A 20860-nucleotide genomic window follows, 5' to 3' on the forward strand; every position below is an offset into this window, starting at 1 on the left:
GTATTTTATGGTGTTTTAGCGTTATTCGTTCAATCGTCACACAATTTGTGTTTTTTATCGATTTTTTTAATAGCTCACTTCACACTTGTATTAGTTTTACAATCCCAAATCTATTACAAACATTATGAAAACCAACCTATTATCATTTTTGTTGTTGTGCTTTTTTTATACCTACGGGCAAACCGAAAGAGACGTTATCTATAAAATAGATAGTCTAAATTCTAAGGCTAAATCCTATCTTAAGGATGAAAATGTAATCGAGTCTTTTAAATTATTTAACAGCGCCAAAAAACTATCAGATTCTATTGATGATTGTTATGGTATAGCTATATCAAACTACAATTTAGGTAAAATCTACACATTCATGGAAGATATTGATCAGGCTGAACAAAGCTATCATATTATGCTTAATGAATCTAAAAAAGTAGTTGAGGATATTTTAACTGCCCAAGCTTACCTTAATTTAGGGAAAATAAAAAAGAAAAAAAACTTACCTGCTAAGGCTATACTTAGTCTTGAAAAAGGATTAAAATATATCGCTAAATGTCAAAAAGAAACACCTAATAATGTTGAGTGTAATGCTGTGTTATTAGATATTAGAATAACATTGAGTGAACTTTATTTAAGTATAGGAGATTTAGATAAGGCATTAATAAACTTATTAAAAATAGATAAAAAGACTACTAAGGAAACTGATGAAAGATCGTATTATTATAGAGGTTACTCTAGTTATCTTTTCGGTATATATTACGTAGAGAAAGGGTTGTATAATACGGCAATTCAAAAGCTTAATCAAGCTGTTGTATACCTTAACAAGAGCGATTATCCAGATGTTTACACGGTAAATATGATATTAAGTAAAGTATATAAGCAATTATCTGTTTCTTTTTCTCAAATAGAAAATAAAGATAAAGCCTATGCTGCTTTATTGTTACATAATGAATTTAAGGATAATCTTTTAAGCTTAACTAAAAGTAATAATGAAGTTATTACAAAATCTAAACTTCAATTAGAAGAATACAAAAATGAAGCACAAATAGCAAAAGCACAACAATTACACCAAGAATTAGAAGCAGAAAATATTAGAAATATAAACATCGTTGTTATAATAACTTCTATACTTCTAGCTATTTGTTTAATTTCTGTTTATTTAGGTTTAGTTTCTAAAAAGAAACTTACTAATGTTTTAACCAAGAAAAATAAAGAATTAGAAAGCGCTAGATTAGAGGCTGTAAAGTCTTCAGAATTAAAAAGTAAGTTTATATCAAATGTATCCCATGAGTTGAGAACACCATTATATGGTGTAGTTGGTTTAACGTCACTATTACTTGAGAATAATACGTTAAATCCAACTGTGAAAAAACATGTTACGTCTTTAAAATATTCTGGCGATTACCTGTTGAATTTGGTAAACGATATTTTACAAGTAGGCAAAATAGAAGCTAATAAAGTAGAACTTAAAAAAGTATCTGTTAATTTAAAAGATACTTTAGATGGTATTATTAATTCATTTAATTACAGGTTAATAGAAAGTAATAATAAGATAAAAGTATCAATTGATAATTATGTGCCAGATTATGTTATCTGTGATAAAATTAGGTTGTCTCAAGTATTAATAAATCTTATAGGCAACAGTGTAAAGTTTACTACAAATGGTACAATTCACTTAAAAGTTAATTTGTTAAGTTTAGAGGACAAAAAAGTTGGTTTAAGATTTACAGTTCAAGATAACGGTATTGGTATTCCACAAGACAAGCAGGATACGATATTTAACAAATTTATTCAAGTTGAGGATAGTAATTTAAGTTACCAAGGTACAGGTCTAGGACTTTCTATTGCTAAAAATTTAGTCAAACTTTTTGGAGGTGATATTCACTTAGAAAGTAAGGTTGGTATTGGTACCAGCGTAAGTTTTGAGTTAGAATTTGATATTGATAAAACAAAGCGTAGTTCAGCAGTTATTGGTAGTAAGCCTACATCTCAGAAACCTACAAATACTAATAATAATACTTATAAAATTTTAGTGGCAGAGGATAATAAAATTAATCAAGTTGTTACTAAAAGTTTACTTAAAAAGCATAATTATTCGTGTACAATAGTAGAGAATGGAAAACGTGCTTTAGAAGAAATGAGAAATAACGATTATGATTTGGTTTTAATGGATATTAACATGCCAGTAATGAATGGTAATGATGCAACAAAAGCAATAAGGGAGTTTGATAAAATAACACCAATTATAGCTCTAACAGCTGCAGATATTGATGATATTAAGGATAATTGTAAAATTATTGGGTTTTCAGATATAATCATAAAACCGTTTGATAATTATGAGTTCTATCAAACCATTTCTCAAAATATTCAAAATGCTAAGGCTATAGAGTTAGAAACAGAAAATGATAATAATAACGACGATAACGTAACGTTAACAATTGCATCTTAATTTGTTACTTTTCTACTAATTGTTAGCCCATCACGAATAGGTAACATAACTGTTTCTACACGTGTATCCTCTTTAAGCAATTTATTATAGTTAAGTAAAGCAGGTGTAGCAGTATCTTCTTTTTTAAATGTAGTATTTAAGATTTTGCCACTCCAAAGTACATTATCAGATAGTATAATACCTCCCTGGTTAAGTTTGTCAATTACTACTTCAAAATAATTAGCATAATTTTCTTTATCCGCATCAATAAATACCAAATCAAAAATTTTATCAAGCTTTGGAATAACATCTAAAGCATTACCTAAATGCTGAATAATTTTATCGCCATTTTCAGATTTATCAAAATACTTCCGCTGAAAATCTACCAATTCCTCATTTACATCAATAGTATGTAATTCGCCATTTGCTTGCATACCTTCAGCTAAACATAAAGCAGAATAGCCTGTATAAGTACCAATTTCTAGTATGTTTTTCGGGTTTACCAATTTAGATATTATACTTAAAACTCTACCCTGATAGTGGCCACTTAACATGCGTGGTTGTAATATTTTTTGGTAGGTTTCTCTGGTAAGTTGTTGTAATAATTCTGGTTCATTCTCAGAATGTGCTACAACATAATCGTCTAATTCTTCTGGTATAAAATGCATATGGTTATCAAGACGTGTGGGGTGTTTAAAAACCAAACAGGTCTTTAAACACAAATTAAAATACAAAAATATTGTTTTTTTATGAATGAAGTTTGAAGCTCTTTCTAAATCAAAATGTATTTTAATTAAGCTACATGCAGTTCGTCAGAAATTTGTTTCGTAAAAATAAAATTAAGTTTTCTTTGATTGTAGTTGACCTAATTTAGTATTTAATACAAACACAGTTATAATTAAATTTAAAATAATGGGAATTACCTCTCGTTATTTCAGATTTAGAATATATAATAAATCGATAAACATGTAACTTTTTTTACAAAACAAATACTAACTTGTAACCATAAATTAAAATAACCAATTCCTAGTATGAAATACTTTTTTAATGTTTTACTATTATGCGTATCAACATTAGTGTTTTCTCAAGAAAATAATACGGTAACTTACGATTTAAACAGTGAGGTGCCTAGAGATACAACCGCAATTCGAGGAGAATTATCCAACGGTCTTAAATATTACATTAAAGAAAATAACAGGCCAAAGGATGTTGTAAATATTCGATTAGTGGTTAAAGTGGGGCATCTGCAAGAAGACGATAATCAACAAGGTTTAGCGCATTTATTAGAGCATATGGGCTTTAATGGTACCAAGAATTTTAAAAAGGATAAACTAGTAAAGTATCTTGAGAGTATAGGTATGACTTTTGGTGCAGATTTAAATGCACATACTGGTTTTGAAGAAACGGTTTATAAATTAAAAATACCAAGCTCTGATTTAAAAAAAGTTAACAAAGCATTTCAAATTTTAGAAGATTGGGCACATAACATAAGCTTAAAAGATGGCGCTATTGCAGATGAAAGACCAGTAGTTTTAGAAGAGTTTAGAGCAAGGTTAGGAAGTGGCAATAGAGTAGGTACACAGGTTGCAAAAATGATGTATGAGGGTATGCCTCAACTAAGATATTTTTCTGATGAAAAACTTGTTAATATTAAAAATTTTGAGACACACCATATACGCCGTTTTTATAAAGAATGGTATCGGCCTAATTTAATGGGCATAATTGTAGCTGGAGATATAGACCCTAGTTATGCAGAGGCTAAAATAAAAAAGCACTTCTCTAAATTAATTAATCCTAAAAACGAAAAACCATTGTTTGCTTATGATAGTGTGCCTTATCATAAACAAACTCGAGTGATAGTGGTTACTGACCCAGAAAAAACAACCACATCAATGTCTTTAGATTTTATAAATATTACTCCAATAAAGCGAGACAAAGCATTAATGAAACATCAAAAAGAAAGTTTTATTAAAGGTATGATGGTTTCTATGTTAAATAAAAGGTTAGTAGAGTTGTCTAACAGTGCCAAACCTCCATTTATTGGTGCAGGTGCTGGATTAAGAGGTACTTTAAGTAAATACCACGGAAAGTTTTCTATAAGTTCATCCTCTAGCGAAGAAGGAATTCTAACGGCTTTAAAAGCGATGGTGATTGAGTTAGAGCGCATAAAACGTTTTGGCTTTACTGAAGAAGAACTAAACCAAGTGAAAAAAAATATGCTAGCTAGCAATGAAACGTTCTTAGAAAATAAGGACGATTGGTACTCATCAACGTATTTAAACCTTTTAGAGCAAGAGTTTAAAAACGATTGGGTACTTTACTCAAAAGATTGGAAGTATAATTTTTATAAAACTATTATACCTAAAATTACTGTAAACGATGTAAAATCAATGTTTGATTTTTACTATCATAAGGATAACAGAGTTTTAGTACTGACTGCCCCAGAAAAAGAAGATTTAGTACTGCCAACTAAAGACGATTTTTTAAATACAATTACCCAAGCAGAACTCAACGAAAAAATAACAAAGTATATTCCTAAAGCGCTAGATAACCAGCTAATTAAAGATTTAAAACCTAAAGGGAGTATTGTGTCCGAAGAAAACCATCTTTACAATATAAAAGAGTTAATATTAAGTAACGGCGCTAAAGTTTTTTATAAGAAAACGGATTTTGATAAAGAGTCGGTTAGATTTAAAGCGTTTAGTTTTGGGGGCAATTCTTTACTGTCTGATGAAGATTATATTGCTGTTGGCCAATTAATGCCAATTGCTACGGTTACTGGTATTGGTGGTTACAAAAGCTATGAATTGCCAAAGGTACTAGCTGGAAAAAAAGTGAGAGTGTCATCTTATGTGTCTACATATCATGAAGGTTTAAAAGGCTCAGCAAGAGCAAAAGATTTAGAAACTCTATTTAAGCTCATTTACCTAAATTTTACTAGCATTAATAAAGACGAAGAAATGTACCTATCAATTATAGATAAAATAAAAGCATCTACTAAAAATAGAAAATTAAGTCCGTCTAATCTATTTTATTCAGAAATTAGTAAAGTGACCCAAAAAGGAAACCCTAGATATATAAACATGAATGCGAATGACAATTTAGAGCGTTTGCTGGATTCTGTACCTTACACGCAAGTTTATAATAAATACACAGAACGATTTAAAAATACGGGAGACTTTAATTTTTTCTTTATAGGTGATTTTGATGAAGATATTTTAAAACATTATGCAGAGGTGTATTTGGCATCATTACCAAGTACTAACGAGCGAGAAGATTATGTGTTATCACCTTATAAAAATATTCCAGAGGCAGAAGAAATAGTTGTACATAAAGGATTAGAAGATAAAGCAACACTATTAATGACTTTTATTACGGAGGCAAAAAGTAACCGTAAAGAAGTAGATGCCCTTAAAATATTTGGGCAGATTTTCAAGTCTAGATTACGAAATCAAATAAGAGAAGAAAAAGGAGGTGTATATACTGTTAAAGCAAATTTAAAACATCTTAGCAAGCCCTATAAAAGATTTGTGGCAGATATAAGTTTTAATTGTTCACCAGACAATATTGATGTACTCGAAAAAGAAAGCTTGGACGTTTTAAAATCATTTCTTAAAGAAGGACCAACAAAAAAAGAAGTAGCTGGTGTTAAGAAAAACTGGATTTTAAACCGAAAGAAAGCTATGGAGAACAACTCGTTTTGGTTTAATTATATGTACAATAAAAAATATAGAAAGCAACAGTTTACAGATATGAGTGGTTATGGGGAGAAGCTATCTGAAATTAGCCCAAAATTCATTAAAAAAATTGCTAATAAATATATTGGAGCGCCTAGTATTATTGCAAAGTTATTACCAGAAGCTACTAATGAAAAGACAGCCCAAAACTGATACAGCAAACGCTGTAAAATATTATCACCAAAATACACTACACACGTTTTAAACCCACATAGATAAAAAAGTAGATAGTTAAATATATTTAAACTGCACCTAAATAATATATTTGGTTATTTTATAATAACTTATGGGGTAGTGGTATCCTCTCCAGAAGGTTTTTCTGTTTCAATATCTTCTGTTTTTCCGCCCATAAAAAATAGTAGCGCACCTACAACAATTAATCCAATTTTAATAATCCAAGCAGTAGTATCTCCCCAACTATAAATCCACATTAATAAAGTTGGTACTCTATCTATAAAATTTAAAACAATCGCAAAAAGGCCAAAAAATACCATGTAAGATCCTATTTTTCTCATAATAAAAGTATGTTTAAAAAAATTAAATATATGTAAAAAGTAAACGTTATAAGTAGTTATGAAAGAATTTTGGTGATCAATTTTTGTTTTCCATCGTTATCATCCCCAAATAGCCATTGTAATACATTGTTTTCCCAAATGTCGTCATATTCATTTTCGGTAATAATTTCACGTTGAATAGCTAAATCTAATAATTTCCCTGGGTAAGATGATTGCGGTTCACTTTCCATTTCTCCTAGAGGATAAGGGTCGTCTAGCCCCATTAAAACCTGTTTAGCGCCATGATTTCTAATTAGTAAATCTAAACCACCAGTATCATGCACCAAAGTATCAAAGAAAATATTTTTATGGCCTACAGCTTTTCTTGGGTGGTGCTTGCCTTCAAACAAATCTGGCCTACCATCAAAACCTTGTATACGACGTCCTAAATTAATTTGTGCAAGTTGTCCGCCATGAGCAAAACAAGTACGCATATTTGGAAATTTTTCTTGGTAGCCATTTAAGGTTAAAAAGTGATATGCATCAGCACATTGAGCTAGCATCCAAATTAAGTGAAATCGCCATGAAGTATTTTCAAGATTAATAAATTTCTCACCATCATAGGGGTGCACTTCAACAGCTAAATTGTATCTATCAGCAAGCTCAAAAAGTGGTTCATTTTCTTCATCAAAAATACAACGCCACGTACCAATGGTATCCATATAGTGTGTAGGTAAGCATAATAATCGCATACCATGCGTTTCTACACAACGTTCTATTTCCCAACACGCACTTCTTATAAAACCAGGGTGTACCACAAAACCACAAGTAAATTTACTAGGGTAATCGTGCTGTATACGTGCATTAAAATCATTTTGAAAACGTAATGCTTTTTTCATTTCTTCAACACGCAATCCGTTGCCATAAAGTTGCGATAAATTTAAAACAACCGCATGGTCTAACTTATTACGTTCCATCCATTCTAATTTCTCATTTAAAAAAAAACTAGAGTCTGTAACAGGGCGTTTCCAACCCTTTTGTAGCATAAATTTTCGGTCTTTATCTACCCAAAAAATTCCCTTTTCTCGCATAAATTCAGGAATCTCTTCGGGGTAAGGTAATAAGTGTGAGTGACCGTTAATTCTAAGTTTACGTTTTTCCATTTTGTTATTCCTACTAAAGTAAGAATCTGTGTTTTAAATGTATTTTAAAGTTTATTAAATCACTGTTTTTCAATAAAAAATTCAGCTTAATCTACTTTTACTTTTTTAGGTGGTTGCATAATTGCATCACAATTAGGGCAACTACGTTTAGTTTTATCGCCATAATATGCATCAAAAATTTTAGGCATATCCGTTTCAATATTATCTAACGTAAAATCTTCTTCATAAAGTTTTGTTACACAATTTTCACAAAACCAAAGTAGGGCATCTTTAGTGCCTTTCGGTCGTCTATATTCAATAACCAACCCAACAGTATTGGGGCCTCGTTGTGGCGAATGTGGCACTTTAGGCGGCAATAAATAAATATCACCTTCCCTAATATGCACATCTTTTGGCGTGCCTTTATCTATAATTTTTAAAATAATATCGCCTTCTACTTGGTAAAAAAACTCTGGCGTTTCGTTATAGTGGTAATCCTTTCTGTTATTAGGGCCGCCAACTACCATTACTATAAAATCGGCGTCTTTCCAAACCACTTTATTACCAACAGGTGGTTTTAATAAATGTCTGTTTTCTTCAATCCAAGCCTTAAAATTTATAGGAGATGTTAAGCTACTCATGGTTATTAGTATTTTTGGCGTTACCACAAGGGTCAGGCTATCCGCTATATCTTTTTTGCAGAAAAAGCAAAAAAGGATGCCGCTTCTATCCTTAACGCGAATTCGTTATAAATATACAAATACCATAAATTCTATGATAATTTCGTCTAACTAAATAATTATAAAGATTTGGTTCTTCCGCCATCAACGGGTAGATTAATTCCATTAATATATCCGGCAGCTTCACTAGCTAAAAAAACAACTGCATTTGCTGTTTCTTCTGGTTGTGCAAAACGTTTTGCAGGCGTGTAATGTTTCATTATTTCTGCCATCTCATTAATAGATCTTTGTTCTAGTGTTGCTTTAATTTTAATAATTTCAGTAAGTCGTTCAGTATCTGTAAAACCAGGTAATATATTGTTTACAGTTATACCAAACTCGGCTACTTCAATAGATAATGTTTTACTCCAATTACCTACAGCTCCCCTAATGGTGTTGCTTACACCAAGTCTTGGTATAGGCTCTTTTACCGATGTAGAAATTATATTTAAAATACGTCCAAAACCTTCGGCTTTCATAAACGGTATAGTGGCCTGTGCCAAAAGATGATTGCATTTTACATGCATAGTAAAAGCGTTCTCAAAAGCCTCTAAACTAGCATTAATAATTTCTCCACTAGCTGGTCCACCAGTATTATTTACTAAAATATGAAAACCATGATTTCTTTCTATGTACTTTACAACCTGCTCCTGTAATTCTCTAGGTTTTAAAAAATCTGCCACGATATAACTATGGTTTCTATGTTGAGGTAATTCTGCTAAAACGGCTTTTAATTTATCTTCGTTTCTTGCAACCAAGGTTACATTTACACCTTCTTGCGCTAATGCAATAGCAGTAGCTTTACCAATACCTTGGGTACTACCGCAAACTAAGGCATTTTTATTGTTTAGGTTTAAATCCATAACTGAAGCCCTTATAACCTCTCGATAGGGGGAGGAATTCTTAATCGGGTAATATAAGAATTTAGTTATTTGTTGTTATAGCTTCTCTAATTTTCTTCGTTTGGAAGCGTTAGGGAAACTTTTTATTTTAATCTAGTAATTCTATCATCTTCCAAGATAGCCTTAGTTTCTATTTTTACTTTTTCTAAGATAATAGTCATCTCATCATTGGGTGAAATATCACCACTAGCAAGCATATTCAATATAGCTTTGTCTTGCGCGCGCCCTTTTACCATAGCTTCTTGATAACCAATAGCTTCATTAAAAGTAACCAAACTATATTTTGAAAAGTACTGATTTGGAAATGCTTTTTCTAAAGCCATTTCTATTTTACGCTTTTCTTTAAAAATAGGATTCGCTACATGATCTTTCATTTCATGAAAATTATCAATAGCTAAATCAGCTATAGCATCTGTATCTTGTTTACGCGTATTTTCATAGGCTATAAAAGTGGCTTCCCAACTCTCTAAGTTATTATCTAAAACTGTATCGAATTCTACAACGTCTTCAAAAGATGCATTCATCCCTTGGCCATAAAACGGTACAATAGCGTGTGCTGCGTCTCCCATTAATAAAGTGTTGCCTTTGTAATACCATGGCGCACATTTTATAGTACCTAGAGGCGCTGTTGGATTTGCAAAAAAATCATCTAGCAAATTGGGCATTACAGCCAAAGCATCTGGGAATTCAGTTTTAAAAAACTTTAAAACAGTGTCTTTATCTGTTAAGTTGTTAAAATTGTATTTACCCTCTTTATAACTTAAAAATAATGTTACGGTAAAACTACCATCTAAATTGGGTAATGCTATTAACATAAAACTGCCCCTAGGCCAAATATGTAATGCGTTTTTATGTATTTTATAGTTACCATTGTTTTTAGGTAAAATAGTAAGCTCTTTATAGCCATGAGTTAAATAGTTTTGAGAAAAACTAAATAAGAATTTTTTACCTAAGTAATAACTTTTACGCATTGCAGAACCCGCGCCATCAGTAGCTATTATTACATCTGCATTTACTACAAACTCCTCTTTAGAGTGGTAGTCTTTAAAAAGTGCAGTAGTGTTTTCAAAATCAACTGACTTGCACTTTTTATTAAAATATAAAGTAACGTTTTTGTGCTTTTCAGCCTCGTTTAAGAGCAACGCATTTAAATCTCCACGAGAAATAGAGTTAATGTATTCATAGTCTCTACCGCTGTAATTAGATTGGAATGTATTACCCTCAGCATCATGTATCATTCGTCCATGCATGGGGATACAAAGCGCTTTTACTTTTTGTTCTAATCCTACTAGTTTTATAGCTTTATTACCACGATCAGAAAATGCAAGATTTATTGAGCGGCCAGCACTAATATCTACTTCTCGTAAATCTGGACGCATTTCGTAAACCGACACATTGTAACCTCTTTGTGCTAATCGTAATGCTAGAAGGCTACCACAAAGACCTGCACCTATAATTAGTATGTTTTGTTTTTTATCCATTCAAAATAGATTTCAATGTATCAACCAATCGGTACACATCTTCAAACGAGTTGTAGAGTGGTACCGGTGCACAACGTATCACGTCTGGTTCACGCCAATCACTAATAATTCCTGCTTTTGTTAATTTATGATGTAATGATTTATCGGCTTGTTTTACTTGTATAGAAAGTTGACATCCGCGCTCTTCAGGACTACTAGGTGTTATAATTCTAATACTATCTTCACCTAAATCTTTCAGTAAAAACTCAAAATACCCCGTTAACTTTTTAGATTTTTTAGTTAAAGCACCTATACCAACTTCAGCAAATACATCTAAAGATGCTTTTATAGCAGCCATGGATAAAATAGGCGGGTTACTTAGTTGCCAACCTTCTGCACCTGGTAGCATATCAAACTCACCACGCATATTAAAACGTGTAGCTTTATTATGGCTCCACCAGCCAGTAAAACGGTTTAAATCTTTGTTGTACGCATGCCGTTCGTGTACAAAACAGCCCGCTAAACTTCCTGGGCCAGCGTTTAAATATTTATAGGTACACCAAGCTGCAAAATCTGCTCCAGAGTCGTGTAAATTTAACTCTACATTTCCTGCGCCATGGGCACAATCAAAACCAACCACACATCCGTATTCATGCCCTAATTTAGTAATGCGCTTAAGGTTTAAAAACTGACCCGTATAATAATTTACACCACCAATCATAATTAAAGCAATAGTATCACCTTCTTGTTGCAAAATGGTTTCTAAATCTTCGTAATATAAAAGCGTTTTATCTTTTGGCGGTTTCCAGAGTATTAAGCCTTCCTTGTCATTATAACCATGATGGCGCAATTGCGATTCTACTGCGTATTTATCTGAAGGAAATGCATCACTTTCAATTAAAATTTTATATCTACTTTTTGTAGGTTTATAAAAAGATGCCATCATAAAATGAAGGTTAGCGGTTAGCGTATTCATTACAACCACCTCTATAGGTTTTGCGCCAACTACATTTGCCATGGTTTGTGTTAAAAACTCATGATAGTTTAACCACGGATTTTTAGCTTCAAAATGCCCTTCAACACCGAAATTAGCCCAATCTTCTAATTCTTGATTTACATAAGTTTTTGTTTGTTTAGGTTGTAAACCAAGTGAGTTGCCTGTCATATAAATCAAAGCATTTCCATGTTTGTCTTTTGGAATATGAAATTGATGACGAAACACTTTTAAGGGATCGTTTTGGTCTTGTTTTAAAGCATAATCTAAACCTGATTTATAATTTAACACTATGTTTTTGTTTTGGGTTTAAAACAAAAATAAGCAATATAAGCTTAAGAAAGAAGCTTAAAAATAGTAGGTTTTAATAGCTGTAGATTTTTGTATCTTTAGTAAAAACTTAGAGTTATGGGAAAAATAAAAGAATATTCTAACGGAGAAGTTACCGTGGTTTGGGAAGCAGGAAAGTGTATTCATTCTGCTATTTGCGCCAAGGGGTTGCCAAAAGTATTTCGCCCAAGATTACGCCCTTGGATTAAATTAGATGAAGCTAAAACAGATGCGATTATTAATCAGGTTAAGCAATGTCCATCAGGAGCATTACGCTATTATATAAATAATGATGCTAGTGAAAACAGCTTAGATTTAAAAACAGAAACCAAGGTTGAGGTGCTTAAAAACGGGCCGCTTTTAGTTCATGGTATCTTGAATGTGATATCTAAAGATGGTATTTCAGAATTTAAAAATAACACTACTGCATTTTGTAGATGCGGAAAGTCGGAAAACAAACCATACTGCGATGGCGCGCATTTAAAAGCCAAATTTAAAGATTAAGTATATAAAAAGATAAAGCGCTTCAATTTATAATTGAAGCGCTTTAGATATATATAGACGCATTATGCGGAAAAAACTATGTATGTAATACAACATTTTGGTCGTACCTTAAACCTATAACTTACATTTATGAGTCAACAAAAATCTTTTTTTGATACCAATAAAGCAACTTGGAATGAAAAAGTGAAAATACATTCCAAAAGTGAAATGTATGATATGGAAGCTTTTAAAAGTGGCGCATCATCATTAATGCCTTATGAATTGGATGCACTAGGGGATGTTTCTGGAAAAACGTTACTGCATTTGCAATGTCATTTTGGACAAGACACTTTAAGTTGGAATAGACTAGGCGCTAAGTGTACCGGCATAGATTTAAGTGATGAAGGTATTAAACTAGCCAGAGGCTTAAATAATGACTTAAAACTAAATTCTGAATTTGTGTGCTGTAATGTTTTAGATACATCGAAGTACGTTAAGGATAAGTTTGATATAGTGTTTACCAGTTATGGCGTTATTGGCTGGTTGCCAGATTTAAAACCTTGGGGCAAAATGATTGCAGAGCGTTTGAATAAAGGTGGTACATTTTTTATAGCCGAATTTCATCCTATAGTTTGGATGTTTGATTATTTAGATGACAAACAAATCATGAAGTACGGGTATATGCAAAGTGACGTAATTTATGAGGAATATGAAGGTACGTATGCCAATCAAGATTCAAAAATGATATCTAAAGAATATGGTTGGAATCATGGTTTAGGAGACGTAGTTTCTGCAATAACCGAAGCAGGTTTACACTTAGAATATTTAAAAGAATATAACGAAAGCCCTTATGATATTTTACCAAATTTAGTGCAAACAGATTCTGGTATGTTTGTTACAAAAGATAAGTTGTATCCTTTGATTTTTACTTTAAAGGCGATAAAGATTTAGGCTTTATAATGAATCATTCTTTTTAATTGCTACTAGTGCTGTCTTTAATAACATAATCTAAATACAAAATACCATTTAGGTGGTCTATTTCATGTTGAAATATAACGGCTGTAAACCCTTCAATTGTTTCAGTATTATGTATGTTTTCCATCGTGTTATATTCAATTATAATTTCCTGTGATCGATTGCTTAAAGTTTCGCTTCTATTAGGGATAGATAAGCACCCCTCACGAACGGTTTGAGTTGTATCAGAATATGATATTATTTTCGGGTTTAAATACACTTCAAATGGTAAATTTTCTTTATCAAAACGTTGTACCCAAATTATATTTTTTTTAATGCCAACTTGTGGTGCTGCAATACCTACACCCATAGAAATACTATCTCTAACTGTGGCATATAAACGTTTGGTAAATTTTTTAAGTACACTATTATTGGGGTCTGGTTTTATGTAAGTGCTTTTCATTCTTAAAGCTAGTGAATCACTTTTGTTGGTTGTTTTTAAAACACGCAACGTCGTGTTACTATCAGCATTCATTATAAGTTTTTTTTCTTCTGAAGTAAATGCATCACTGTTTAGATGTTTTACACTAGAGCAACTAAAAACCAGAATGAGTAAACCTATTATAATGTATATATTCTTCATGTAGAAAGATAAATTAATTGACTTTTGTGATACTTAAAATACCATATTACCAAAAACATGCTACCACTCGTTAATACGATTAGAATCTAATTTAATAAAAATAAAGAGTAAAATGGTAAAAGCCCATAAACCAGAGCCACCGTAGCTAAACATAGGTAATGGTATGCCAATGGTAGGAATTAATCCCATTACCATACCTATATTAATAAAAAAGTGCATAAATATTATTGAAGCTACGCTATAGCCATAAACACGACTAAATTGTGATTTTTGGAGTTCGGCTAGGTGCAAAATGCGTAATAGCAACAACACAAAAAGAATAACTACAGAAGCGCTTCCTAGAAATCCCCACTCTTCTCCGACGGTGCTAAAAATATAGTCGGTATGCTGTTCTGGTACAAATTTACCTGTGGTACGTGTACCTTCCATAAACCCTCTACCTGTAAAACCACCAGAGCTAATGGCTTTTTCTGATTCATTTAAATTATAAGCAAATGTACGCTTCATAGCTTCTAATTTTTTAGGATCTTTTTCCAAACGCAACCATAAACTAATACGGTCTTGTTGATGTGCACGTAGTATACTTTTGTAAAAAAACTGAATACCAAAACTTAGTGCAGCACTAACACCAATTATAAAAATAGTTTGTAAAATGGAAAGTTTTACTTTGGTTAAAAAACGAAATATAAATACAATTAAAGCGACTACTATTGTTGTAATAATTGCTCCAAATTTTAACGCGATAACAGAAATAAAAACTACTAAAACACTTAAGACAAGATAGAGTCTAGGTAGACCCTCTCTGTAAAGTACAAAAAAGAAGGTGCCGTAAACTATAGTGCTGCCTGTATCATTTTGAAGTAAAACCAATACTGCTGGGATTATAATGATTATAAATGTTCTTAGTTGGTCTTTTACGGTTCTAATGTCTGTGTTTAAATCGCTAATATACTTAGCAATAGCAAGAGCTGTAGCCGTTTTGGCAAACTCACTAGGTTGTATAGTAAAACTACCAATAGCATACCATGATGTAGCCCCATTTACATTTTTTCCAAAAAGGAAAAGGCCAACTAAAGAAAGCATAGAAACGATGTAGATAATACTTGAAAACCGTTCATAAAATTTGGCATCAAAAGCTAAAATAAAGACAATTAATATTAAGCTTAAAAATATAAAAATAAGCTGTTTACCAAAGGGTTGAGAAAAATCAAAATAATCAATTTCAGTACCTGAATGAGATGCTGATAAAATATTAAGCCAACCAAAACCAACGAGAAGTAAAAATAGTATGATGGTTACCCAATCAAATTTAAAGTATCTATTGGTTTCTCTTGCCATTAGTTGTTAGTAGTGTTAAGTAAATTTAATTCTCGTTTTAGTTGATAATATTCTCTTTCTTCTACAATCTGTAATTGTGTTCTACCATTAATATTAAAGGGTTCACCAGAGTAAGGTTTTGCGTATTCATTTTCAAGAGAATGTTTTAAGAGCCACTCTTCTAAATCTGTTCTTGTAATATGCCCTTTTATATGTTTTTCAATCATTAAACTTGCTACTTTTCCAGCAAACCTACTGCCCCAATAGCCATTTTCTACAAAAACAGCAATTGCAATTTTAGGATTGTCTTTTGGCGCAAATGCTAAGAAAATGGAATGATCTGTAAGCTGAGTTCTTACACTATCAATAATTGCAAAATTTTCAACAGTACCAGTTTTTCCGCAGATATCTATGTCCTTAATATTTAAGTATTTAGCAGTTCCATTTTTGTATACGGCATGCATGCCTTCTATTACAGGCTCAAAATGAGGTGTATCTATAGATGTATATTTTGGTTTCGTAAAATTTTCAGGTAATTTTTCATCTTCAATATGTTTAATAACGTGAGGTGTATAATAGTAACCACGGTTAGCAATTGCAGCAGCCATGTTTGCTAATTGAATTGGGGTTGTAGCCACTTCACCTTGACCAATAGCATTAGAAATGGTGTAGGTAGAATAAAATGTTTTAGGGTAAATACGCTTGTAATATGATCTATCAGGAATACGGCCTTTTTGTCCAACGTATAAGTCGTTATTTAAAAAATTACCAAGGCCAAAACTTTTTGCATGTTCACTCCAAGTATTTATACCATCTGATGCACTACCAGTTTTATCTAAAATACGCCGGTAAGTTGTTGCAAAGTAGGCGTTACAAGATTCTTGTATACCAGTAATCATATTGTTTCGTTTACCTCTATAACAGTGGCATTTCATAAACCTATTGCCGTATTTGTAGCCTGCATAACAGGTTACTTTTTCATCAGGAGTTATAACATCTTCTTGCAATGCAATTAACGCATTTATTAATTTAAAAGGAGATCCAGGTTCATAAACACCTTGAATACTTCTATTAAAAAGTGGTTTAGCAATAGTGTCGCGTAACAATTTCGTATAATTTTTAGAGCGTTCTCTTCCAACTAAGATATTTGGATCGTAACTTGGGGCAGCAACCATAGCCAAAATTTCCCCAGATGATGGCTCAATAGCTATAACACCACCGCGTTTATTTTTCATAAGAAGTTCACCGTAAGCTTGTAATCTAGAATCTATAGTTATAGTTATATCTTTTCCTTGCTGCGGAAGTGAATCAAATTCTTTGTCCTTATAAGGCCCAATATCTCTGTTAAATCTATCTTTTTGAATGAATTTTATACCCTTGATACCTCTTAACGTTTTTTCGTATGAAGCTTCTATACCATTTTTGCCTTTTAAGTCACCCATTTGATAATAGGGGTCTCTTTTTATATCTCGGTTATTTACTTCTCCAATATCACCTAAAACATTAGCACCAATGGTAGTTTCATATTTTCTTAGCGGTCTTTTTTGAATATAAAATCCTTCAAACTTTCGCATTTTTTCTTGTAAAACTGCATAATCTGCTTTTGAGAGCTGCGGTAAGAATGGGGATGCTAATCTTGGGGAATGATTTCTCGCCCTATTTAACTTTTTATCATAAGTTTCTCTAGATATTTTTAAAAGTTCGCAAAATTCATCTACATCAAATTCGCCAACTTCTCTTGGTATTACCATTACGTCATAAGAAGGTTGATTGCCTACTAGAAGTTGCTCATTTCTGTCATAAACAAAACCACGTTTGGGATAATCCCACACCTTTCTAATGGCATTATCTTCATACAAATTATTAGAGGAGCCTTTATAAACTTGAAGGTAAAATAATCTACCTATAAAGATGATACCACATAAAATAACAGATATTAAGAGTAAAAACTGTCTCATTAGGTTTTTCGACTAAAAATGATTGAGAGTAACATAATCATTACTATAGTAAATATACCAGAGAATAACGCTTTTTGTAATACCATTAGTATTCTAGAAATACTAAAAATTTCTAAATAGAATAATATGAGATGATGTAATATGGTTAATAATGTAACATACCCTAGTTTTGCTCCAAATTCTGCATTATTGAATTTAACGTTATTGTGCTCATACATAGTGCCGAAGGCAAATTTTAAGAATATAGGTCTAGCATAAGCAATAAAAACAGACGCTGCTGCGTGAATACCACCAGTATCTGAAAACATATCAACAGTAATACCTATTAAAAAACTTAAAACTATAAATAAAATGCGATTACTATTTATTGGAAAAAAAAGAATGAATATAATATAAATGTATGGGTTTATATAACCCAAAAAGTTTATATGATTAAATAGTATTACCTGAACGAATACCAACAAAATAAACTGAATACTATATCCTGTAATACTATTATTCATTAGTAGTTTCTAAAAGGGTTTCAATTTCTTTCTTGTCAGTGTTTTCAATAATGTAAACGTGTTCAATATTTGTCATATCATTAAACAACTGTACATTAATTTCATAGAAATTCTCAGTAGCATCAAGTTTAGAGTCGATGACAGTTCCTACAGGTATATCTTTTGGAAATATTGATGATTGCCCAGAAGTAACAATTGTATCACCAGTAGTAACACTAGCAATTTTTTCTACATCAGTTAATTGAATAATATTAGGAGAGTTTCCGTCCCAAGTTAAAGAGCCTATATGTCTAGAATTTTTCAATTTTACACTTATACTACTTTTTGAGTTTAAAATTGAAATTACTGTAGCATAATTTTCAGAAACAGCATCAATAATACCTACAATTCCTAATGATGATTTAACACCAAAATCTTGTTGTATACTGTCTTTTTTTCCTCTATTAATCAAAAGAAAATTATTGGATAAATTATAACTATTACGAATAATGTTAGCAGATGTATATTTGTAATTTAGATTTAAGGTACTATCAGTCTTCGAAGCACTTGCGTCTATTTGGTAGTTAGCCAAAATTTGATTTAAATGATTATTTTCTTCTGAAAGTATTTGGTTTTGAGATTTTAAATTAAAATAAGTACTAACATTATTAGCCGTATTATAAACACCACCACTTAAAAAGTTAGCAGAATTAATAAACTTACTTTTATGATAAGTATGTGATTGAATTGTGAAAAAAAGTGCAACAGAAAAGAGCAGCAAGAACAACAAAAAATGTTTGTTCTTTATAATAAAATTAACAATTTGCTGCATGGGTAAAACCTATTCTATGGGTGCTTTATTTAATCAATACACTTTTGTATTTAGGTAAATTTTTAAGAGTGATACCTGTACCACGAACAACAGCACGAAGTGGATCTTCTGCAATATAAACGGGTAAATCGGTTTTTTGTGATAAACGTTTATCTAAACCTCTTAGCATAGAACCACCACCTGCTAAATAAATACCAGTATTATAAATGTCTGCTGCTAATTCTGGAGGTGTTTGTCCTAGGGTTTCCATTACTGCGTCTTCTATTCGTAAAATAGACTTATCTAGGGCTTTTGCAATTTCTCTAAATGATATAGAAACTTGTTTTGGCTTACCAGTTAATAAATCTCGTCCTTGAACACTCATGTCCTCAGGAGGTAACTCTAAATCCTCAGTAGCAGCACCAATTTGTATTTTTATTTTTTCGGCAGTACGCTCTCCAACATATAAATTGTGTTGCGTTCTCATATAATATACAATATCATTCGTAAATACGTCTCCCGCAATCTTTACAGATTTATCACATACAATACCACCAAGGGCAATCACTGCAATTTCAGTAGTACCACCTCCTATATCTACAACCATATTTCCTTTTGGTTGCATAATATCTACACCAATACCAATTGCGGCTGCCATTGGTTCATGAATTAAATATACTTCTTTTCCATTAACACGTTCTGCACTTTCTTTTACAGCTCGCATTTCAACTTCTGTAATTCCAGAAGGAATACAAATTACCATTCTAAGTGCTGGTGTGAAAAATTTCTTTTTTAAAGCAGGTATATTTTTAATAAACATACTAATCATTTGTTCAGAAGCATCAAAATCTGCAATAACACCATCTTTAAGTGGACGGATAGTTTTAATGTTTTCATGAGTTTTTCCTTGCATTAAGCTAGCTTCTTGACCAACTGCTATAATTTTTCCAGAAATTCTATCACGAGCTACAATGGACGGTGCATCCACAACAACCTTGTCATTATGAATAATTAGCGTATTTGCAGTTCCCAAATCTATGGCTATATCTTCGGTTAGGAAGTCAAAAAATCCCATGTGCTATTAGTAATTTAAACAGGTTTATAAACGAATTCCGTAAAAGTAATAAAAGTTGTTAAATATTTGAGTTATATAGTATTCAAAATAATTAAATATAAAAACATAGATTATTATAGTTCTATTCATCTACAAATATTAGTTGCTAATTCAAAGAAATTATGAGTTTTATTACCTGTTTTTTTGTAAATGTTAGGTAGCTAACATTTTGATTGGTCGTTGGTTATTAATTTTATCCATCATTAATATTAACAAAAAAATCAAAATGAAAAGAAAATTACAATTTTGGAAATTAAGGTATTGGCACTTTTTTGTGTTATATTTTTTAAGTCTGTTTATGCAGATTAATGCTCAAGATGTAACATTCACTATGGTAAATCCAGATAGTGATACGGTTACAATATCTAATTTAGGTTCTAGTGATGTGAATATCGAAAATTATTGGTTATGTTTAGGTCCGGGTAACTATGATCGCCTAAGCACTATAACTCCAGATAACGGGGACTATATGTTGTCCGTAGGTGAGTCAGTGACATTAACTTATGATGTAGACCCTTCAGACGAAGGTCTTAGCTTATTTAGTACAAGTAGTTTCAGTTCTTCTGATCCTAATATCTTATTGTCTTATGTACAATGGGGAGCAGCAAATCAGCCTAGAGTTGGTCAAGCTGTTTCAGCAGGACGTTGGGATAGTTCCTCAAATTTTGTTAGCGGAGATGCACCATATACTACAACAACAGGTGGTTCAGCTGCTTCATGGAGTGTTGCATGTAATGCAGATGGCGGTGTTTTGTCAGGCGGTCCATTTTCTTTTACAACAGGTGACGGAGTAGCAGACAATATTCCAGAAGGTGCAATCACCGTAGCTAACAGTCAAGGTGAGAACTTTGCATGGGTAGTGACAGATGCAGCAGGTTATATCTTAGGTTTACCACCAACT

At 31.9% G+C, this 20860-nt stretch carries 17 protein-coding genes and 1 pseudogene; 5 read left to right on the plus strand and 13 right to left on the minus strand.

What is annotated here, in order from left to right; translation table 11 throughout:
* Positions 1 to 124: 124 nt before the first annotated feature.
* Positions 125 to 2440: an ATP-binding protein gene (locus ACKGJY_RS12280; RefSeq protein WP_413974193.1), complete on the plus strand. Its 2316-nt coding sequence runs from the start codon at positions 125 to 127 to the stop codon at positions 2438 to 2440.
* On the opposite strand, the gene ACKGJY_RS12285 is transcribed toward ACKGJY_RS12280, so the two are convergent.
* Positions 2437 to 3087 (minus strand): O-methyltransferase, encoded by a 651-nt coding sequence (locus ACKGJY_RS12285; RefSeq protein ID WP_413974194.1) that lies wholly within the window; start codon positions 3085 to 3087, stop codon positions 2437 to 2439. The genes ACKGJY_RS12280 and ACKGJY_RS12285 overlap by 4 nt on opposite strands.
* 363 nt (positions 3088 to 3450) lie before the next feature.
* On the opposite strand from ACKGJY_RS12285, the gene ACKGJY_RS12290 reads away from it, so the two are divergent.
* Entirely contained in the window at positions 3451 to 6309 is a 2859-nt protein-coding gene (locus ACKGJY_RS12290; protein WP_413974195.1) for a M16 family metallopeptidase, read from the plus strand.
* Positions 6310 to 6440: 131 nt separating this feature from the next.
* Here the strand turns inward: ACKGJY_RS12290 and ACKGJY_RS12295 are convergent, their stop codons facing one another.
* From ACKGJY_RS12295 to kynU, 6 genes are all read right to left on the minus strand, one after another.
* The gene (locus ACKGJY_RS12295) at positions 6441 to 6671 is read right to left on the minus strand and encodes a hypothetical protein (protein ID WP_413974196.1); all 231 of its coding nucleotides are present in this window, start codon (positions 6669 to 6671) and stop codon (positions 6441 to 6443) included.
* A gap of 56 nt (positions 6672 to 6727) precedes the next feature.
* Positions 6728 to 7813: an amidohydrolase family protein gene (locus ACKGJY_RS12300; protein WP_413974197.1), complete on the minus strand. Its 1086-nt coding sequence runs from the start codon at positions 7811 to 7813 to the stop codon at positions 6728 to 6730.
* Between the two features lie 86 nt (positions 7814 to 7899).
* On the minus strand, positions 7900 to 8433 hold the full coding sequence (locus ACKGJY_RS12305) for a 3-hydroxyanthranilate 3,4-dioxygenase (RefSeq protein ID WP_413974198.1): 534 nt from the start codon (positions 8431 to 8433) through the stop codon (positions 7900 to 7902).
* A gap of 158 nt (positions 8434 to 8591) precedes the next feature.
* A complete protein-coding gene (locus tag ACKGJY_RS12310) occupies positions 8592 to 9374 on the minus strand; it encodes an SDR family oxidoreductase (protein ID WP_413974199.1) in 783 nt (260 codons plus the stop codon).
* A 122-nt stretch (positions 9375 to 9496) separates the two neighbouring features.
* A complete protein-coding gene (locus ACKGJY_RS12315; RefSeq protein WP_413974200.1) occupies positions 9497 to 10894 on the minus strand; it encodes an FAD-dependent oxidoreductase in 1398 nt (465 codons plus the stop codon).
* A complete protein-coding gene (gene kynU, locus ACKGJY_RS12320) occupies positions 10887 to 12158 on the minus strand; it encodes a kynureninase (RefSeq protein ID WP_413974201.1) in 1272 nt (423 codons plus the stop codon). The genes ACKGJY_RS12315 and kynU overlap by 8 nt, the downstream gene beginning before the upstream one ends.
* A gap of 117 nt (positions 12159 to 12275) precedes the next feature.
* On the opposite strand from kynU, the gene ACKGJY_RS12325 reads away from it, so the two are divergent.
* On the plus strand, positions 12276 to 12701 hold the full coding sequence (locus ACKGJY_RS12325) for a (4Fe-4S)-binding protein (RefSeq protein WP_413974202.1): 426 nt from the start codon (positions 12276 to 12278) through the stop codon (positions 12699 to 12701).
* 129 nt (positions 12702 to 12830) lie between these two features.
* Positions 12831 to 13631, plus strand: a complete 801-nt coding sequence (locus ACKGJY_RS12330) for a class I SAM-dependent methyltransferase (protein WP_413974203.1) — start codon at positions 12831 to 12833, stop codon at positions 13629 to 13631.
* Positions 13632 to 13653: 22 nt separating this feature from the next.
* On the opposite strand, the gene def is transcribed toward ACKGJY_RS12330, so the two are convergent.
* Genes def through ACKGJY_RS12360 form a run of 6 tightly spaced genes read right to left on the minus strand, consistent with a single transcriptional unit; the run spans position 13654 to position 19920 of the window.
* Entirely contained in the window at positions 13654 to 14277 is a 624-nt protein-coding gene (gene def / locus ACKGJY_RS12335; RefSeq protein WP_413974204.1) for a peptide deformylase, read from the minus strand.
* A gap of 60 nt (positions 14278 to 14337) precedes the next feature.
* Positions 14338 to 15615 (minus strand): rod shape-determining protein RodA, encoded by a 1278-nt coding sequence (gene rodA, locus ACKGJY_RS12340; RefSeq protein ID WP_413974205.1) that lies wholly within the window; start codon positions 15613 to 15615, stop codon positions 14338 to 14340.
* Complete coding sequence (mrdA, locus tag ACKGJY_RS12345) at positions 15615 to 17552, minus strand: penicillin-binding protein 2 (RefSeq protein ID WP_413974206.1); 1938 nt, start codon at positions 17550 to 17552, stop codon at positions 15615 to 15617. Before mrdA ends, rodA begins: the two co-directional genes overlap by 1 nt.
* Entirely contained in the window at positions 17552 to 18055 is a 504-nt protein-coding gene (locus ACKGJY_RS12350) for a rod shape-determining protein MreD (RefSeq protein WP_413974207.1), read from the minus strand. Before ACKGJY_RS12350 ends, mrdA begins: the two co-directional genes overlap by 1 nt.
* Positions 18048 to 18866 carry a rod shape-determining protein MreC gene (mreC, locus tag ACKGJY_RS12355; RefSeq protein ID WP_413974208.1) on the minus strand — a complete coding sequence of 273 codons (819 nt, stop codon included), beginning with the start codon at positions 18864 to 18866 and terminating at the stop codon, positions 18048 to 18050. The genes ACKGJY_RS12350 and mreC overlap by 8 nt, the downstream gene beginning before the upstream one ends.
* A 25-nt stretch (positions 18867 to 18891) precedes the next feature.
* Complete coding sequence (locus ACKGJY_RS12360; protein WP_413974209.1) at positions 18892 to 19920, minus strand: rod shape-determining protein; 1029 nt, start codon at positions 19918 to 19920, stop codon at positions 18892 to 18894.
* A 265-nt stretch (positions 19921 to 20185) separates the two neighbouring features.
* Between ACKGJY_RS12360 and ACKGJY_RS12365 the strand changes: the two are divergent.
* Positions 20186 to 20860: pseudogene (locus ACKGJY_RS12365) on the plus strand (hypothetical protein); the annotation flags it as partial.

Origin of the sequence: Hyunsoonleella sp. 2307UL5-6, from assembly GCF_047345485.1 — a bacterium.
Classification (GTDB): domain Bacteria; phylum Bacteroidota; class Bacteroidia; order Flavobacteriales; family Flavobacteriaceae; genus Jejuia.

Coding starts and splice junctions, on each gene's coding strand:
- ACKGJY_RS12285 (WP_413974194.1), bottom strand. CDS start 3,087: ATGCATTTTATACCAGAAGAATTAGACGATTATGTTGTAGCACATTCT.
- ACKGJY_RS12330 (WP_413974203.1), top strand. CDS start 12,831: ATGAGTCAACAAAAATCTTTTTTTGATACCAATAAAGCAACTTGGAAT.
- mrdA (WP_413974206.1), bottom strand. CDS start 17,552: ATGAGACAGTTTTTACTCTTAATATCTGTTATTTTATGTGGTATCATC.
- ACKGJY_RS12295 (WP_413974196.1), bottom strand. CDS start 6,671: ATGAGAAAAATAGGATCTTACATGGTATTTTTTGGCCTTTTTGCGATT.
- ACKGJY_RS12315 (WP_413974200.1), bottom strand. CDS start 10,894: ATGGATAAAAAACAAAACATACTAATTATAGGTGCAGGTCTTTGTGGT.
- def (WP_413974204.1), bottom strand. CDS start 14,277: ATGAAGAATATATACATTATAATAGGTTTACTCATTCTGGTTTTTAGT.
- ACKGJY_RS12290 (WP_413974195.1), top strand. CDS start 3,451: ATGAAATACTTTTTTAATGTTTTACTATTATGCGTATCAACATTAGTG.
- ACKGJY_RS12305 (WP_413974198.1), bottom strand. CDS start 8,433: ATGAGTAGCTTAACATCTCCTATAAATTTTAAGGCTTGGATTGAAGAA.
- ACKGJY_RS12360 (WP_413974209.1), bottom strand. CDS start 19,920: ATGGGATTTTTTGACTTCCTAACCGAAGATATAGCCATAGATTTGGGA.
- mreC (WP_413974208.1), bottom strand. CDS start 18,866: ATGCAGCAAATTGTTAATTTTATTATAAAGAACAAACATTTTTTGTTG.
- rodA (WP_413974205.1), bottom strand. CDS start 15,615: ATGGCAAGAGAAACCAATAGATACTTTAAATTTGATTGGGTAACCATC.
- ACKGJY_RS12325 (WP_413974202.1), top strand. CDS start 12,276: ATGGGAAAAATAAAAGAATATTCTAACGGAGAAGTTACCGTGGTTTGG.
- ACKGJY_RS12280 (WP_413974193.1), top strand. CDS start 125: ATGAAAACCAACCTATTATCATTTTTGTTGTTGTGCTTTTTTTATACC.
- ACKGJY_RS12310 (WP_413974199.1), bottom strand. CDS start 9,374: ATGGATTTAAACCTAAACAATAAAAATGCCTTAGTTTGCGGTAGTACC.
- ACKGJY_RS12300 (WP_413974197.1), bottom strand. CDS start 7,813: ATGGAAAAACGTAAACTTAGAATTAACGGTCACTCACACTTATTACCT.
- ACKGJY_RS12350 (WP_413974207.1), bottom strand. CDS start 18,055: ATGAATAATAGTATTACAGGATATAGTATTCAGTTTATTTTGTTGGTA.